At 60.8% G+C, this 15,884-nt stretch carries 11 protein-coding genes; 3 read left to right on the top strand and 8 right to left on the bottom strand.

The features are described 5' to 3' along the window. Positions 1–7: 7 nt before the first annotated feature. A complete protein-coding gene (locus tag DES49_RS06050) occupies positions 8–1,930 on the bottom strand; it encodes a PrkA family serine protein kinase (RefSeq protein ID WP_133735480.1) in 1,923 nt (640 codons plus the stop codon). Positions 1,931–2,420: 490 nt separating this feature from the next. After that, positions 2,421–4,100 carry a dihydroxy-acid dehydratase gene (gene ilvD, locus DES49_RS06045; protein WP_133735479.1) on the bottom strand — a complete coding sequence of 560 codons (1,680 nt, stop codon included), beginning with the start codon at positions 4,098–4,100 and terminating at the stop codon, positions 2,421–2,423. Positions 4,101–4,261: 161 nt separating this feature from the next. On the opposite strand from ilvD, the gene DES49_RS06040 reads away from it, so the two are divergent. From DES49_RS06040 to DES49_RS06030, 3 genes are all read left to right on the top strand, one after another. After that, positions 4,262–6,868: an EAL domain-containing protein gene (locus DES49_RS06040; RefSeq protein ID WP_208297022.1), complete on the top strand. Its 2,607-nt coding sequence runs from the start codon at positions 4,262–4,264 to the stop codon at positions 6,866–6,868. 64 nt (positions 6,869–6,932) lie between these two features. After that, positions 6,933–8,255: a YihY/virulence factor BrkB family protein gene (locus DES49_RS06035; protein ID WP_243864910.1), complete on the top strand. Its 1,323-nt coding sequence runs from the start codon at positions 6,933–6,935 to the stop codon at positions 8,253–8,255. 81 nt (positions 8,256–8,336) lie between these two features. Then, a complete protein-coding gene (locus DES49_RS06030; RefSeq protein WP_166646004.1) occupies positions 8,337–8,957 on the top strand; it encodes a response regulator transcription factor in 621 nt (206 codons plus the stop codon). A gap of 6 nt (positions 8,958–8,963) precedes the next feature. Here DES49_RS06030 and DES49_RS06025 read toward each other — a convergent pair whose 3' ends face one another. The 6 genes from DES49_RS06025 to DES49_RS06000 form a co-directional block, all read right to left on the bottom strand. After that, positions 8,964–10,706: an ATP-binding response regulator gene (locus tag DES49_RS06025; protein ID WP_133735476.1), complete on the bottom strand. Its 1,743-nt coding sequence runs from the start codon at positions 10,704–10,706 to the stop codon at positions 8,964–8,966. 75 nt (positions 10,707–10,781) lie between these two features. Continuing rightward, entirely contained in the window at positions 10,782–11,882 is a 1,101-nt protein-coding gene (locus DES49_RS06020; protein WP_133735475.1) for a lipase secretion chaperone, read from the bottom strand. Between the two features lie 98 nt (positions 11,883–11,980). After that, the gene (locus DES49_RS06015) at positions 11,981–12,904 is read right to left on the bottom strand and encodes an esterase/lipase family protein (protein WP_133735474.1); all 924 of its coding nucleotides are present in this window, start codon (positions 12,902–12,904) and stop codon (positions 11,981–11,983) included. A 105-nt stretch (positions 12,905–13,009) separates the two neighbouring features. Beyond that, entirely contained in the window at positions 13,010–13,762 is a 753-nt protein-coding gene (locus tag DES49_RS06010; RefSeq protein WP_133735473.1) for a substrate-binding periplasmic protein, read from the bottom strand. A 139-nt stretch (positions 13,763–13,901) separates the two neighbouring features. Then, positions 13,902–15,131, bottom strand: a complete 1,230-nt coding sequence (locus DES49_RS06005) for a DUF445 domain-containing protein (protein WP_133735472.1) — start codon at positions 15,129–15,131, stop codon at positions 13,902–13,904. After that, positions 15,128–15,880: a 16S rRNA (uracil(1498)-N(3))-methyltransferase gene (locus tag DES49_RS06000; protein WP_133735471.1), complete on the bottom strand. Its 753-nt coding sequence runs from the start codon at positions 15,878–15,880 to the stop codon at positions 15,128–15,130. Before DES49_RS06000 ends, DES49_RS06005 begins: the two co-directional genes overlap by 4 nt. Positions 15,881–15,884 lie beyond the last annotated feature (4 nt).

The raw sequence follows: 15,884 nt of genomic DNA, 5'->3' as shown, positions 1-15,884 counted from the left end.
CTGCTGGTTACTGGGATTTCCGGACGCGCAGATACCACTCGGCAAGCAGCTTGACCTGCTTCTCGGTGTAACCGCGCTCGATCATCCGGTCCACGAACTGCTGGTGCTTCCGCTGATCTTCTTCCGAGCCCTTGGGGTTGAACGAGATAACCGGGAGCAGCTCCTCGGTGTTCGAGAACATCTTCTGTTCGATCACGCTGCGCAGCTTCTCGTAGCTGAGCCATGACGGGTTCTGGCCGTTGTTGCTGGCCCTTGCGCGCAGCACGAAGTTGACCACCTCGTTGCGGAAATCCTTGGGGTTGCTGATGCCCGCCGGTTTCTCGATCTTTTCGAGTTCCTCGTTGATGGCGGCGCGGTCGAACATCTCCCCGGTTTCCGGGTCCCGGTAATCCTGGTCCTGGATCCAGAAGTCCGCATAGGTGACGTAACGGTCGAACAGGTTCTGGCCGTACTCGGAGTAGGACTCGAGATAGGCCGTCTGGATTTCCTTGCCGATGAACTCCACGTACTCCGGCGCCAGGAATTCCTTGATGAAGCGCAGGTAGCGTTCGTGGGTCTCCGGCGGGAACTGTTCCTGCTCGATCTGCTTCTCGAGCACATAGAGCAGGTGCACCGGGTTGGCCGCCACCTCGGTGGTGTCGAAGTTGAACACCTTGGACAGGATCTTGAACGCGAAGCGCGTGGACAGCCCGTCCATGCCCTCGTTCACCCCGGCTGCATCGCGGTATTCCTGGATGGACTTGGCCTTGGGGTCCGTATCCTTGATGTTCTGGCCGTCGTAGACCTTCATCTTGGAGTAGATGCTGGAGTTCTCCGGCTCCACCAGCCGCGACAGCACCGTGAACTGCGCCAGCATGCTCAGGGTGTCCGGTGCGCAGGGGGCGCCCGCCAGGGAGCTTTCCCGGAGCAGTTTCTGGTAGATTCTGGTTTCCTCGGTGACGCGCAGGCAGTAGGGCACCTTGACGATGTTCACGCGGTCGAGGAAGGCCTCGTTGTTTTTGTTGTTGCGGAAGGTCTGCCACTCGGACTCGTTCGAGTGGGCCATGATGATGCCGTCGAACGGAATCGAGGACATGCCTTCGGTGGTGTTGTAGTTGCCTTCCTGGGTGGCGGTCAGCAGCGGGTGCAGCACCTTGATGGGCGCCTTGAACATCTCCACGAATTCCATGATGCCCTGGTTGGCGCGGTTCAGGCCGCCGCTGAAGCTGTAGGCGTCCGGGTCGTCCTGGCTGTAGTCCTCGAGCATCCGGATGTTGACCTTGCCGACCAGTGCCGAGATGTCCTGGTTGTTGTCATCACCGGGCTCGGTCTTGGCAATGGCGGTCTGGTCCAGGATGGAGGGGTATTTCTTGACCACCCGGAATTGGCTGATGTCGCCGCCGTATTCGTGCAGGCGCTTGACCGCCCAGGGCGACATGATGCTCTTGAGATACCTGTGGGGAATCCCGTACTCCTCTTCGAGGATGGGGCCGTCTTCTTCCGGGTCGAACAGGCCCAGGGGGGATTCGTTCACGGGCGAGCCCTTGATGGCGTAGAAGGGTACTTTCTGCATCAGGGACTTGAGTTTTTCCGCGAGCGAGGATTTGCCGCCGCCGACGGGGCCGAGCAGGTACAGGATCTGCTTCTTTTCCTCCAGGCCCTGGGCGGCGTGGCGGAAGTAGGAGACGATGTTCTCCACGGCTTCTTCCATGCCGTAGAACTCGGAGAACTCCGGGTAGCGCTTGATGACCTTGTTCTGGAAGATCCGGGAGAGGCGTGGATCGAGTGAGGTGTCCACCAGTTCCGGTTCGCCGATGGCGAGGAGCATCCGCTCGGGCGCCGTGGCGTAGGCGGACGGGTCTTGCTTGCAGATGGCCAGGTATTCTTCCAGGCTCATCTCTTCTTCCTGGGTCGCCTTATAGCGATCCTGATAGCGCTGCAGTATTGTCATGCTCGGCCCCCTTGCTGTGACCACATGTGGGAGCGGGGCTTTCCAGCCGCACGTCTCCCTTGATGGTGTCAGTTCATCATGATCTCTTCCTGGATTCTGGTTCTTTTTTCAATTCTAGAGTGTGGCGCACCAATAACGAGCCCGATTGTGGGCTTTGTGAACTGGGTGCAGCCGTTGGTCTTCTATTGAGAATAGTAGAAGGGGGCGGGATTGAATAGGGGGATAGTGGGTGTCTTTTTGTTCAGCTCTGGGTTTCGAGGGTGCTGTGTGTTGGGTACAGCTCCGGGGGCGGGTGGTGCTTTTAGGGCTGGTTGATCGTGCTTGGGTGCGCGCTGGTTGGTTTCGTGCAGCTCCGGGGCCGGGTAACCCTTTCAGGGACCGCTGTGAACCCATCCCTGGGCGCTGGCGCGATGACATCCTGTCATCGAGCCTCCCTGAAAGGGTTACCCGGCCCCGGAGCGTCAACCTCGGGAGTTTGCCGTCTGGCCTTTCAGTCCGGCATATCCGTTACCGCGCCTTCGGAGGCAGAATTTACGGTTTTAGCGTATTTTGCCAGGGTGCCGCGCCGGTATTTGGGGGCGGGTTTCTGCCACTGTGCCCGGCGTTTTTCCAGTTCTTCGTCGCTGAGGGCCACGTCGATGCGGTTGGTTTCCGCGTCGATGGTGATGGTGTCGCCGTCCTGGAGGAGGGCGATGGGGCCGCCGTCGACGGCTTCGGGGGTGACGTGGCCGACGACGAAGCCGTGGCTGCCGCCGGAGAAGCGGCCGTCGGTGATCAGGGCGACGTCGTTGCCCAAGCCGCGGCCCATGATGGCGGAGGTGGGGGTGAGCATTTCGCGCATGCCGGGGCCGCCCTTGGGGCCTTCGTAGCGGATGACGACGACGTCGCCGGCGGTGACGGTGCCATCCGTGATCTTTTCCTGGGCTTCTTCTTCGGACTGGAAGCAGCGGGCGGTGCCGGTGAATTTGGTGCCTTCCTTGCCGGTGATCTTGGCGACTGAGCCGGTGGGGGAGAGGTTGCCGTAGAGGACCCGCAGGTGGCTGTCGGCTTTGATCGGGTTGTTGAAGCTGTGGATGATGTCCTGGCTTTCGGGGTAGGGCTCAACATCGGCCAGGTTTTCGGCCAGGGTCTGGCCGGTGACGGTGAGGCAGTCGCCGTGCATCAGGCCGCGCTCCAGCAGCATCTTCATCAGGGGCTGGATGCCGCCGATGGCGACGAGTTCGGACATCATGTACTGGCCGCTGGGTCGCAGGTCTGCGAGAACCGGGACGCGCTTGCCGATTTCGGTGAAGTCGTCCAGTGACAGTTCGACGCCGACGGTGTTGGCCATGGCCAGCAGGTGGAGGACGGCGTTGGTGGAGCCGCCGAGGGCGATTACCAGGGTGATGGCGTTTTCGAAGGCCTTGCGGGTCATGATGTCCGAGGGCTTGATGTCCTGTTCGAGCAGTTTCAGAACGGCAGCGCCCGCGTCGTGGCAGTCCTTGGCCTTGGTCTGGGAAACCGCGTTCTGCGCCGAGCTGTTGGGCAGGCTCATGCCCAGCGCTTCAATGGCGGATGCCATGGTGTTGGCCGTGTACATGCCGCCACAGGAACCCGGCCCCGGAATGGCGGTTTCCTCGATCTGCTTGACCTCGATCAGCGACTTGTCGCCCTTGGCGTGGGCGCCAATGGCCTCGAACACGGACACGATGTCGGTATGCCCTTCTCCGGGCTGGATGGTGCCGCCATAGACGAAGATGGACGGACGGTCGAGGCGCGCCATGCCCATGAGCAGGCCCGGCATGTTCTTGTCGCAGCCACCGATGGTGACAAGCCCATCAAAGCCTTCACAGCCCGTAACGGCCTCGACGGAGTCGGCGATGATCTCCCGCGAGACCAGCGAGTACTTCATGCCCTCTGAGCCGTTGGCAATACCGTCGGAGATGGTGATCGTATTGAAGATCACGCTCTTGCCACCGGCCTCATCCGCTCCCTCGCCGGCATGTTCCGCCAGCTTGTTGATGTGCATGTTGCAGGGGGTAACCATGCTCCAGGTGGAGGCAATGCCGACCTGCGGCTTTTTGAAATCCTCGTCGTTGAAACCAACGGCGCGGAGCATGGCACGGCTGGCGGATTTGCCAACGCCGTCGACAATCTTGCTTGAGTAGCGGCGGTTACTGTTTTCGGCCATCGCTGGGAGGTCCTCCAATGTTTGGGTTTGGCTGCCCGACTGAAAGGGTCAATGAAAGCGAGTCAAAGTTGGTGTAAAATCAGTTGAAAATCAAAATGTTAATAAATATTTCCGCATGTAATCACAGTGTAACATGCGGCTATTGATTCGAAGGAATGAGCATGGAATCCAGTTCGTCGGACTCCGTTTCCCGCAGGGGAGTTTCGCGCCTCCGATCGGCTTTATGGGCATTCCGCACAGGGCTCTGGACGCCATTGCTTTTCATGGCCGCAACCCTGCTGGCGGGCGCGCTGCTTCTTATGCCCGCGAGCGAACCGGGCAGTCCCGCCTCGGCCTCGGTTGTTGATCGGGGCGGGTGGCCCATCCAGTACGAGCCTACAGAATACCGTAAACAACCACTGTCGGAAATTCTCGCCGGTGATCTGGCCCGGGATGAGGGGTGGGCTGAGCTGCAGTCGAACTGGTCCGGCCTGGGATATCTGGAAAAACCTGCCACCTTCCGGGTGAGCATCAAAAACAGTGGGACCAGTCCGATTGAGCGTTGGGTGGTGGTGCCGGCACCCTTCCTGGATCAGATCCGGCCGGTGCGTATCGACTCGAAAACGGGGCGCGCGCTGCCGATGGCAACCATGGGTTCACTGAAACCCAGAAGTCAGCGTCTGCTGGATCTGCCTTTCTGGGCCTGGCCGGTGAATGTGCCGCCGGATTCGGAAACCCTGCTGCTTTTTGAGGTCAGCAATGATGGGCCTGTCATGTTGCCAGTGTCGGTTCAGCGCACCTGGGAACTTGCCGGCGTGGCTGCCCGGATGGTGGCCTGGGAGAGCCTGCTGATTGGGCTGTTGCTTTTCGGGCTGGTCATCAACCTGGCGGTTATACTGTTTTTCCGGCAAAAAAGTATTGCCTGGCTTACCGTTCTCCTTGTCAGCATCCTGCACAGTGAGCTGGTCCTGAGCGGGTTTGGGCTCTGGCTCCTCTGGCCGAACCTTCCGTGGATCAATGCGCTGACTATTGTCACCATGCCGGTGTGCCTGGTTTCAATCAGCCAGTTCGCGCGCCACCACCTCAGCCTGGGAGGCTGGGAAGATGCCGGCATGCAGCTGCTGTCATTTATCGGCGTGGGCATCATTGGCGCGGAACTCCTCGGGTGGCCTTTTCCCGGGCAGGGCACATTACTGGTTGTGGGCATCGGCGGATCTTTCCTCATTCTTGCCCTCTCCCTGCGCCGGCTACAGTATTCGCTTAATGCCCGCTATTTTGCACTTGCCATGATGATGGTGGGGGCGGGCGTGTCCGTTGCTTCACTGCGCACCGTGGGCTGGCTTCCCATCAACACCATTACCAATGCGGGTTTCTCGATCGGGGCGGTCCTTGCCACCCTGACCCTGACTGGATCCATGGCCCACCTTTTCATTCGCGAGCAGCGTGAAAAGCTGCGCCTCAAGCGCGAGGCGAGACAGGAGCAGTCACTGCGCAGCCGGCTGCAGAGTGATTACCACCGTCTGCTGCGAACGCACCGGGCTACCGGCTACCCCACAAGGCCTGTTTTTGAAGAAGCGCTGGCGGGGCTTGATCCCGATCGGGAGCCCTATACGGTGGTCTGTTTCTACTTTGATCGTTACTACGAGATTGAGCGCACCGTTGGCTATCAGCACGCTGAGGCTCTCCTGCGGACCTACCTGGGTCAGCTTGAATACTTTCTGGAGGACTGGCTGGGTGAGTCGCTTATAAGGATCGAGGGGGCATGCCTGGCTACCTTTGATCTCGCCAGCCATGCGTTCGCATTCCGGACCAGTGCCGGAGCCGGACAGGAGGATTTCTGGGTGGCATTATCAGCCTGGTTTGAGCAGGATTTCATCAGTGAGCATTTCGTATTCAGTTGGGGCGCCTCGGCGGGCGTCGCATCCGCGCCCGAGCATGCCAGCCTGGCATCCGACATGCTCTCCTGCGCGGGCTTTGCGAGCCATGACCCGGAAAGCCAGCTGACCTTCTATGAACCCACTCGAGCGGAGAAACACCATAATCGCCAGCTCCTGATGCTGGATCTGGAGAGGGGATTGGGCAGTGGGGATGTCCAGCTTCATTACCAGTATAAGGTGTGCCTGGCGACCGGCGAGGTGGTGGGGTTCGAGGGCCTGGCCCGCTGGAATCACCCGGAGTTTGGTTCTGTGTCACCGGATGACTGGATTCCGGCGGCGGAACAGTTGGGCGCGATTCACCAGGTCACAATGTGGGCGCTTGATCGCGCCGCAGCCGATCTTCCGGTGCTGAGTGAGCGGTACGGCAATCGCATCCGGGTTGCGGTGAACATCTCGGCGCGCGATCTGGTTGAACCGGGGTTCACGCAGAAAGCGGCGTCTGTGGTACGTGCGCGCGGCGTCGAACCCGAACGGATGCTTCTGGAAATTACGGAAACCGCTGTTATGTCCGATGAGGAGACGGCCCGTTCCGTCATCAAGGCCCTGGGCAGGGAAGGGTTTCATATTGCATTGGATGATTTCGGTAAGGGTTATTCTTCGCTCGGGACACTCGCGGGGTTGGACCTGGATGAGCTCAAGATTGATCGCAGCTTCCTTGCGGACATTCTGGAGAGTGAATCCCGCCAGAGGGTCTTCCTGAGTGCCATTGAGCTTGCCGATTCGTTGGGTCTCACAGTGGTTGTTGAGGGCGTGGAAAGCGAAATGGTCGTGGACTGGCTCAAGCGTTTGCCCGGCTTGAAGGGGCAGGGATTCTACTGGGGAGTTCCGCTATCCGTTGAAGAACTTCATTAATCTGTGTTTTCCAGCCCCTTCGGTAGGGTAAAGTCGGATACAGCGAATCAAAAAGGAGCTTTGCGTGATCCCTGAATCCCTTCGCGACCAATGGAACGGCTGGAAATACTGGCTCCTGCAGCGCCAGGAACAACCCATGTCGCGCGCTGCCGCGATTGCGCGGCGGCAGGCCCGTATTGCCTATGCCGTTGTCAGGGACCTGAGCACGGGCATCCTGAATCTGCATGCCATGAGCCTGGTCTACACCACCCTGCTGTCCATTGTGCCGCTGCTGGCGCTGAGCTTTTCCGTGCTCAAGGCCATGGGCGTTCACAACCAGCTGATGCCCTTCCTGTACCAGTTCTTCCAGCCCCTGGGCGCCCAGGGCGAGGAAATGGCGGAACAGGTGATCGCGTTCGTGGATAACATCGAGGTTGGCGTGCTGGGTTCCGTCGGCCTGCTGCTGCTGGTTTACACCGTGGTTGCCCTGGTGCAGAAGATCGAGGGCTCGTTCAACATGGTCTGGCGGGCGCCCCAGGGGCGACCCCTGGGCCAGCGTTTCTCCAACTACCTCAGCGTAATCACCATTGGGCCACTGTTGATGGTGGCGGGTATCGGCGTCTCGGCCACCATCTTCGGGTCCGAGGTGGTCCAGGACATCCGGGCCATAGAACCGTTCGGAACGCTGGTTGCTCTCATTGGACGTCTCACTCCTTTCCTGCTGACGGTCGTTGCGTTCACCTTCGTCTACATCTTTGTGCCCAATACCCGGGTAAGGCCCCAGAGTGCCTTCGCCGGGGGCCTGGTAGCGGGCGTGGCCTGGCAGGCCGCAAGCATCGCCTTCGCCTCATTCGCGGTGAATGCCACCCGCTACGAGGCTATCTACTCCAGTTTTGCCATCGGGATCCTGATGCTGATCTGGCTCTACATCAACTGGATGATCCTGCTGACCGGCGCCAGCATCAGTTACTACCACCAGCACGAACAGGCGATCTCCGCGCGCCGTGACGTGCGTTCCTCGCCGCAACTGGAGGAGCGTCTGGCCCTGGTGATCATGCGCTGGGTGGCCACGGCCTTTGATCGGGGGGATAAGCCGCCCCGTCAGGAGTTTCTGTCCCTCGACCTGGGAGTGCCCGGCGATATTACCCAGAAGGTCAGTGACAAGCTCATTCGCGGAGGCCTTCTGCACCCGGGAGGCGACGACGGTGAGGAGCTGATCCCCGCGCGCTCGCTGGACCGTATGCGGGTTGTTGATGTCCTGGATGCGGTTCGTGCGGATGAGGACGGTCTGGTTGAGCGTCTCCCTGAGGTGGATTGCCCCGAATGGACCGCCATGGGCGGCGAAATGCTTCAGCGTACACTGGCCCAGTGGATCCGGGATGAAAGCGCCTGTAACTCGATAGCGTGATCCATTTCCGCACAGGGCGTTTGCTTGGGGGTAAACTGGTAAGTCCAATAACAATAGTGTAATGGGCTTATGGGTACTCCGATGAAGCAGGCGATAATACGCCGGGTTCTGATCGTGGATGACCATCCCTTTTTTGTGGCCGGACTCGCCCAGGCGCTGCAGGTGACACACGGTGTTGAGGCGGTGGCTACGGCGGATTCCCTGGGCGAAGCAACACGGGTGCTGCAGTCGGGTCCCCATCCGGACCTGATCCTGCTGGACCTGAGCCTGCCGGATCGGGGCGGGTTGGGGCTGTTCGGGACCCTGGAAACCATGGGGCTGCCGATCCCGGTGGTGGTGATTTCCAGTCGCGATGATGAGGAAGCCGTGAATGCGGCGCGCGCGGCGGGGGCGATGGGCTTCGTGGCCAAGTCCTGTGATCAGCAGTCGCTGGCCCGGATGCTGTCCACCATTGCGGGCGGGGGGCTGTTCTTCCCGGATGCCATGGTGACTACGAGCCAGACCCCGATGTCACTGACGCCAAGGCAGCGCGACGTGCTGGCTCTGCTGGCGGAAGGCTATCCGAACAAACGGATCTGCCAGAAGCTGAGCCTCACTGACCATACGGTCAAGACCCATCTCAAGTCGCTCTATTCCACCCTGGGCGTTCACAACCGCACCGAATGCGCGAACCTCGCCCGCAGCATGGGGCTCGTGGACTAGTCACGCTCAGGCCACGCCCATGATCTGCCTGATGGCGGTGTGCAGGCGTGCCGGGGCAAGGGGTTTGTGCAGGATTCGCAGGCTCTGGTCCGTGGGAACGTCGTCGACGGTCTCGGCATCGCCGGTGATGACCAAGGCGGGCAGCTGCGGGTAATGGCTCCGGAACTCCTGAATCAGCTCCATGCCGCTGCCGTCGGGAAGGTTAAGGTCCGTCATCACCAGCGCGAAGGGGCCGGTTTCATCAACGGCGTCGCGGGCGCTCTGGCAGTCGGGGCAGGCAACGGCCGTGTAGCCCCAGTTACGGATCATTGACTGGAGCCACTGGCGCGTATCGCTCTGGTCTTCCACCACCAGAACGCCGTCCTCCACAAGGGCGGTGCGGCCTTTGATGGCGGATTCCGGGAGGGCGTCCGGGGGTGGCGGCCGGGAGGGCAGCTCCACCCAGAAATCACTGCCGCTACCGGGGGCTGACTGGACACCACATCGACCGCCCATGAGTTCGGTCAGTTCCTTGACGATGGCCAGGCCCAGTCCCAGCCCCTTGTCTTCGACGGGCCCTTCCTCGGGCCGGTAGAACGCCTCGAAAAGGCGGGACTGGATGGCTTCCGGAATGCCCGAGCCATTGTCCGAGACCTGGAACCGGATCCGGGCGCCGGACTGGACGGCGGACAGGCGCACGTTGTCCGCGCCGGCATGTTTCAGGGCGTTATAGACCAGATTGACCAGTACCCGGTGCAGCAGGGTGGGATCGGCGGCAACGCCGGATGCCTTCGGCATGTCCTCGATGGTGAAGGCTACGCCGTCCGCCTGGGCCCGTTCCTCAACACTTAAACGGACCTGCTCCAGGATATTGGTAATCAGCAATGGGCGGATATCCGGTTGGACCATGCCCTCCTTGATGCGTGAGATATCCAGAAGCGTGTGCAGCAGGCGGTTCAGCTGTGTGGTGGAGTGGCCCAGGCGCTCAATGATGGCCTCTCTGCGGGTCTCGTCGCTTTCTTTCTGCAGGTTGTCGACCAGCAGATTGATCACGTTCAGCGGCTGTCTCAGGTCATGGCTGGCGGCGGCAATGAAGCGGGTCTTCTGGTGGCTGGCGCTCTGGGCCTGCTGGCGGGCGCGTTCCAGCATTGAGCTGTCCAGGTAGTGGTGGCGCCCCGCGTGTTCCTGGAGCCAGGCCCCCACCATGCCGATGGCATGGGTCGTCAGCAGGAAATAGCCGTTGGCGGTGGCGGAGATCCCGGGCACCTTCATGGAGGTTTCCATGGCGATGTACGCCGCGACGATTCCGCTCGCCATAAGGGCTGCCCCCCGGAATGGCAGACCCATGACCAGGTAGCCGAACATGAGCATGATGTGGAGGCCGTCATAGGGGAGCGGGTCTCCCTGGCGCCGTGCCAGATAGAGAATCAGCACGATAAAGAGGCCGCCGATCAGGAAGGACAGGGTGTAGCACCGGGCGAAATGGATGGGGTTGAGCTGCGAGTAGCTCAGCGCCAGGATGGCAATGATCAGCGGGCAGATCAGGAAAAGGCGGACCACCACCGTCTGTTCGGCCAGTTCCAGGGGCAGGGTCTGGAAGTCCAGCAGCGCATAGACGATGAACAGGACCAGGGCGCTGGCGGCCACGGGGCGCGCACGCAGGCGCATGTTCTGTGCCCGGTGCTGCTGGTAGGCGGTCTCCAGGGGTTCGCTGAAGCGTAGCCCCTTAAAGCCCTGCTGCTTCTGTTTCTGGAGCTGTTCGTAGGTCATTCGGGAACTGCCCTGTCTCCGGAAAGGCTTTATTAAAGCAGTTCCCGAACCGCCCGTACCACCCTGATGCGCGGATCAGCCATCAAGATCCCGGAATTGTGCCTTGCTTCGCGCCTGCCGGCTTTCAAAGTGCTTCTTTCGCAGGCGTTCCAGAGTCTGCTCCCGGTCCTGCTCGCTGAGGCCGGATTCCAGAAGCTCTTCACGCTTGCGGCGATAGTCGGCGTAGCGATCCTCAAACTGTTCGTCGCTGTGCATCTGCTCGGCAATGCTTTCAACCTGTTCGTCGGAAAGTCCCAGCCGTTTGAGCTGATCGGCTGCGTCATCCGGCGACGAGGCCCGGTCGATGGTCTGTTTCACCTGTTGCTGGTAGTCATTGGTTTCCTGGATATGGCGCTCCGTCTCCCGGATGGGCTCCGGAAGCTGCTCTTCGGCGAGGCGCAGCTGCTGCTGTTTTTCCTGCGCGGACAGTTCGCTGTTGCGCTGGATCTGCATGCGCTGGAGGGTGAATTCGCCATAGGCTTCCTCCAGGGAGAAGAAGGCATCGACGGCCTCCGGTGGCAGGGTGTCTCGCCGCGCGCGCTTCATGTCCGCCAGTCCCTGCTCAAGAATCCGCATCTGCCCCTGTGGGCTCTGCGCGGCTTCCCGGTCCACAGGCTGGCTGTTGATGGCAATGGCCTCTTCCTTGTAATCGATATAGTGCTCGAGAAGATCCATCGCTTCCATGACGGCGGATTCAGGCAGGTGGGACTCGGCAAGCGCCCGGATCTGGTCCACGGCCTCGCCTTCCTCGACCTCACCGACGGTGTTGAGGAAGTAGTCAAAGAAATCGCGGGTTTCCAGATCCACGATCAGGCGGCCCTGGGCATCCGCCTTGAGGCTGCCATCAATCTCGGTGCCCTGCAGCGAAGAAGTAAAGGGCTCGCCCTCCCACTCCTTACGGGTGGCGTAGGCGGCTTTCACATCCTTGCGGTTGGCATTGACGATGCCTGGCTCCTCCCCCGGGGAGGTGCTGTCTTCGGCAGCGGTTTCAGGCCCGGTCCCGGCTGGCTCTGTAGACTCCGCTCTCTCGCTGGATCCCGAGGACTGCGCAAGCAGCGCAATGATTCCGATCAGCAGCGTTGCGGCGAGAACAGCGGTTCCGAACAGTATGGGTTTGAAGGTTGTTGTCTGACTCACGACGTGGCTCCCATGAAGCAGTCCTGCACAACTGAAAACCGGCCGGGACCGGAACTGCTTTATCCGGTGCCGGCCGGCAAGGCCTTAAGGATGACGTTTTACAGACCGCGATTCTTCAGGCGGTTTGCGTGACTGCGGTACAGCGAGACGGGGTTGGTCCAGATGGAGCGCAGCCCGAACAGGTGATTCACCGCGTCGATGTGGTTCATGGTGTAGTGGGTGCCAATGACGTTGCCCAGTTTCATGGAGCAGGTGCTGACCAGACCGTCGTTCCTCTGATTGAAGACCAGCCCCGTGGTCACAAGGAACGGATCGGTTGCGTCCAGGGCGTTGGTCCAGCGACCACCGCCACCCCAGGAGAAGTAACGAACCGGATGGCCGTTGATGTGATAGGTTTCCTGGGTCCCGGCGCAGCTGCCGCGGTTGACCCCGCGCCACTGGGTTGCGTCATTGATGGCGTTGGTCCCGGGGGTGGTCAGGGTTTCGAGGGCCGCAACACCATCCTGCGGGTTGTCGCTGCCGGTGAGTTCATTGATCAGGCTGCCAGCCGCGTCCGCGATGGCGGAGACGCCCCCTTCAATGGAGCTGTCCGGCGGGAGAACACCCCTGAGCACGTCGGCGACCTTCGAGCCCTTGTTTACCCCGTTTACGGAGGTAACGGATGCCACCTTCTCCGGAGCAAGGTGGGCGGCGACTCGTGAGGTGGGAGAGCCCTGGCTGTGGCCGATCAGGTTGAACTTCTGGCCGGGGAGGGCGTAGAGCTGGTCGCGCAGCTGCTCGCCGCGGGTCCAGCTGTCATTCACGAAGGAGACGCTGACCGTGTGTACGGTAGCGCCCGAGCGCTCCAGTTGATACGGAATCGAGTGGAAATAGTTGACCAGGCCGCCAACCGTGTCAAAACCGGCAAGGCCGTGAACCAGAACTATGGGGTGCTTCGTGTCCGTATAGGACGCGAGGGCCGAGGATGGGGCGCCGATGATTACGGCACACAGGAGTAACAGGGAAAGCTTGAATTGTCGCATTATTGAACCTCTTTGTTGTTGTTAAGCAGGTGCAACTATTCTTGCCCTTAACGGCCACGATCGCCCATCCCCCATTCAGGGGAGATGGGTGCGAGCTGGTGGGTGCTACTCGAATTTCTTGTAATAGTGGAAGGTTGGAAGTCCATCGTTCTGCTTCAGCTTCCTGAGGTGATGGTCCCACTGTTCAATGATTTGCTGTGCACCGTCGGTCTGCCGGGAGACAAACAGGTGTATGGGGGTTTTTCCAATAACCTGGCCTTTCAGGCCACTGAGGCCATTCCGCGCAATGACGGTTTCCGCGGGGATCTGGTAGTTGAGCAGGTAATCCGCGCGTTCGTAGAGAAGCATCTTCAGCGCCGAGACATGGGTGCGCGCATAGTTGATCTGCATGTTATCCGCTTCTTCCTCAAAGAAACGACGCAGTCGCCCGTAGGAATAGCCCTGCATGAGGACAACCCGCTTGCCCTTGAGGTTCTCCACGCTGAAGACGGGGTCAGTATCCTGGCGGTGGTAGATGGCAAGGGTGAGGGTTATTGCCGGCTCCTGGCTCTCGAGGGCCGCCCGACGCAGCTGGTGCAGACCCGCAGGCCCCATGGTCAGGGCCGTATCGCCGGTTTTCAGCTGATGGTAGAGCCGGGAAGCCGGATGCTGCTGATAGTGCACCGGCAGCCCCATTTCCTGGAAGACCTGTTTTGACAGCTTGGCCAGATAGCCGCTGGCTTCGCCCTCGCTGTTTGTGTACCCAAACGGGGGGAGTTCGATGTAGCCGAACTCGAGTGGTTCCGCCTGCACATTGGCGGATAGTCCCGCGATAGCGGACACTGCGATGAGCAGGAAGGAAAGGCTGTACCGCGTCATCTGGGCCTTCTGGATTCCCGGATATCGTTATGCGCACCCCTGGGGCTGCGTCTGTTTAGTAACCGGAATCATACACCAGCGCTTTCACCGAATGGGTAACAGCTTGTAGGCGTGTGCGCTCCATCAAACCCATGGCTGCTCAGAACATCGTCGCCCCGAAGATAAAGGTCAGCTGCGCCAGACCGGCCAGGAAACCCAGTGCGGCGCCGGCGGCGATGAGCTTGATCTCGTCCTCCTGGAAGCAGGGGCGCAGCAGGTCCTGGAATTCCTCGGGGGAGAGCTCTTCCATCCGGCGCCGCATGATCTCTTCAACCGCCTGGGCCCGGTCGTTGGCGAACATGGGGTCGTCGAAGGTTTCCCCGGCGATTTCAATGGAGAGATCGCCGACCCGCTGCTTGAGGTTCGCGAATGACGTCGGGCCGAAGGCCACCTGGGTGAAAGCCTTGCCCATTCCGGCGGTCTCATCCACCAGCTTCTTCATGTGCTTGCGCACCAGATTGCGGGCACGGTGCGATTTGGACCCGTTGAGGATAGCGTCCACGAGATTGCCCACGGTCAGGATTTCATGGGTGACAATGTGGCAGAAGGACTGGGCAACTTCCGGCTGGCGCCTCAGGAACTGGCCCTGCAGGCGGAAGGGGCCGATCTTCACGGGGTAGAGGGGCCGGAAGATGAAGTTCAGGGCGATCCAGTTGGTGGCCCATCCGACCAGGAGGCCGAAGGCGGGCAGGATCCAGCCGGCCGGAAAGAAATACCAGGTCGCCATCTGGATCAGGCCGAAGCCAAAGCCGAAATAGAGGCCGGAGTTGATGATGAAGCGGAATTCCTTTTCGCCGCACTCCAGGAAGATTCGGTTCAGCAGGGTCCGGTCCTCGCCCAGTTGCTCTACAACCATCGACTGGATGTCCAGGAGGTCTTCGGCATTGTCGGAGAAATCGTCGACCAGGTTGTCCACCAGCTCCGGTGAGCGCTTGCGAACCCGTTCATAGACCATTTCGCGGGCCCGCTGGGGGAGGTTTTCCCAGAAGGTGGGGTGTTCCGCGAGCATGATCTCATCCACGTACTCTTCGGTGCGCGGTACGGTGTGGTCGACCACGTACTGGGTCAGTACACGCGGGTCGATGTATTCGAAGATTTCCTGGACGGTACCGATCTTGGCGATGGTGGCGTCCACGGCAATGGTGGCCATTTTCTCGGCCTTGGAGGGAATGATGCCCTGCCAGCCGAGGAAGGGGCGGATGCCGATGAAATCCAGCGGATAGAAGGTCAGCTTGATGGCCATCCAGTTGGTGACCCAGCCGATCAGGGCGGCGATGACGGGGATGCTGAGGTACTTCCAGAGTTCCGGATTGGCAAGCAGGTCCATCATGCAGTTTCAGCCTTATTTGATTGGTGGAAGTCGCCCCAGAGCCATTGGCAGAGGCTGAGGGCGGCAACAGGCGCCGTTTCGGTACGCATCACGCGGGGGCCAAGGGCCAGTGGCAGGAAACCCGCGTTATGAGCGGCTTCGATTTCGGGGGATGCAAGACCCCCCTCGGGCCCGACAAGCAGGGCGATTGAGTCGGGCCGGGCAATGTCGCGGCCGAGTGGGCGGCCCTGGTCGTGCAGCACCAGGCGCAGGTCCTGGTTGCAGGCGCTTAACCAGTCTCCGAGCTTGATCGGAGGCGCGATGTCCGGAATCCGGGCGCGGCCGCACTGTTCGGCGGCGCTGATGGCAACCTGCTGCCAGTTGGCGACCCGTTTGCGCTCCCTGTCTCCGCTGAGCTTGACTTCGCAGCGGTCACTGGTCAGTGGCTGGATATGGGTAACGCCGAGTTCCGTCGCTTTCTGGATGGCGTAGTCCATCCGGTCACCCCGCGACATGACCTGGCCCAGGGTGATGATAAGAGGGGATTCCGTGCCCGGAGCTTCGGATTCCGTTATCCGCACCTGCAGAGACTTGCGTCCCGCTTCGAGGATTTCCGCGTGGTAATCCAGGCCGTCGCCATTGAACAGGGTGAGCCACTGCCCAGCTTCCATGCGCAGGACGCGCCCGGCATGGTGGGCGGCATTGCCGGTCAGCATCTGCTCGGTGTTGGCGGTCAGCGTTTGCTCGGTGTAGATCCTGGGAATCCGCATCCAC

The sequence above is a fragment of the Halospina denitrificans genome, from assembly GCF_004364635.1.
GTDB classification, from domain to species: Bacteria; Pseudomonadota; Gammaproteobacteria; order Pseudomonadales; family Oleiphilaceae; genus Halospina; species Halospina denitrificans.
The sequence above is the reverse complement of the archived record's forward strand: the minus strand, read 5'-3'. Positions and strand labels throughout refer to the sequence as shown.

What these genes read in the sequence shown, in the direction of transcription:
- ilvD (WP_133735479.1), bottom strand. Translation starts at nt 4,100, where the DNA reads ATGGCCGAAAACAGTAACCGCCGCTACTCAAGCAAGATTGTCGACGGC.
- DES49_RS06000 (WP_133735471.1), bottom strand. Translation starts at nt 15,880, where the DNA reads ATGCGGATTCCCAGGATCTACACCGAGCAAACGCTGACCGCCAACACC.
- DES49_RS06005 (WP_133735472.1), bottom strand. Translation starts at nt 15,131, where the DNA reads ATGATGGACCTGCTTGCCAATCCGGAACTCTGGAAGTACCTCAGCATC.
- DES49_RS06025 (WP_133735476.1), bottom strand. Translation starts at nt 10,706, where the DNA reads ATGACCTACGAACAGCTCCAGAAACAGAAGCAGCAGGGCTTTAAGGGG.
- DES49_RS06010 (WP_133735473.1), bottom strand. Translation starts at nt 13,762, where the DNA reads ATGACGCGGTACAGCCTTTCCTTCCTGCTCATCGCAGTGTCCGCTATC.
- DES49_RS06015 (WP_133735474.1), bottom strand. Translation starts at nt 12,904, where the DNA reads ATGCGACAATTCAAGCTTTCCCTGTTACTCCTGTGTGCCGTAATCATC.
- DES49_RS06040 (WP_208297022.1), top strand. Translation starts at nt 4,262, where the DNA reads ATGGAATCCAGTTCGTCGGACTCCGTTTCCCGCAGGGGAGTTTCGCGC.
- DES49_RS06030 (WP_166646004.1), top strand. Translation starts at nt 8,337, where the DNA reads ATGAAGCAGGCGATAATACGCCGGGTTCTGATCGTGGATGACCATCCC.
- DES49_RS06050 (WP_133735480.1), bottom strand. Translation starts at nt 1,930, where the DNA reads ATGACAATACTGCAGCGCTATCAGGATCGCTATAAGGCGACCCAGGAA.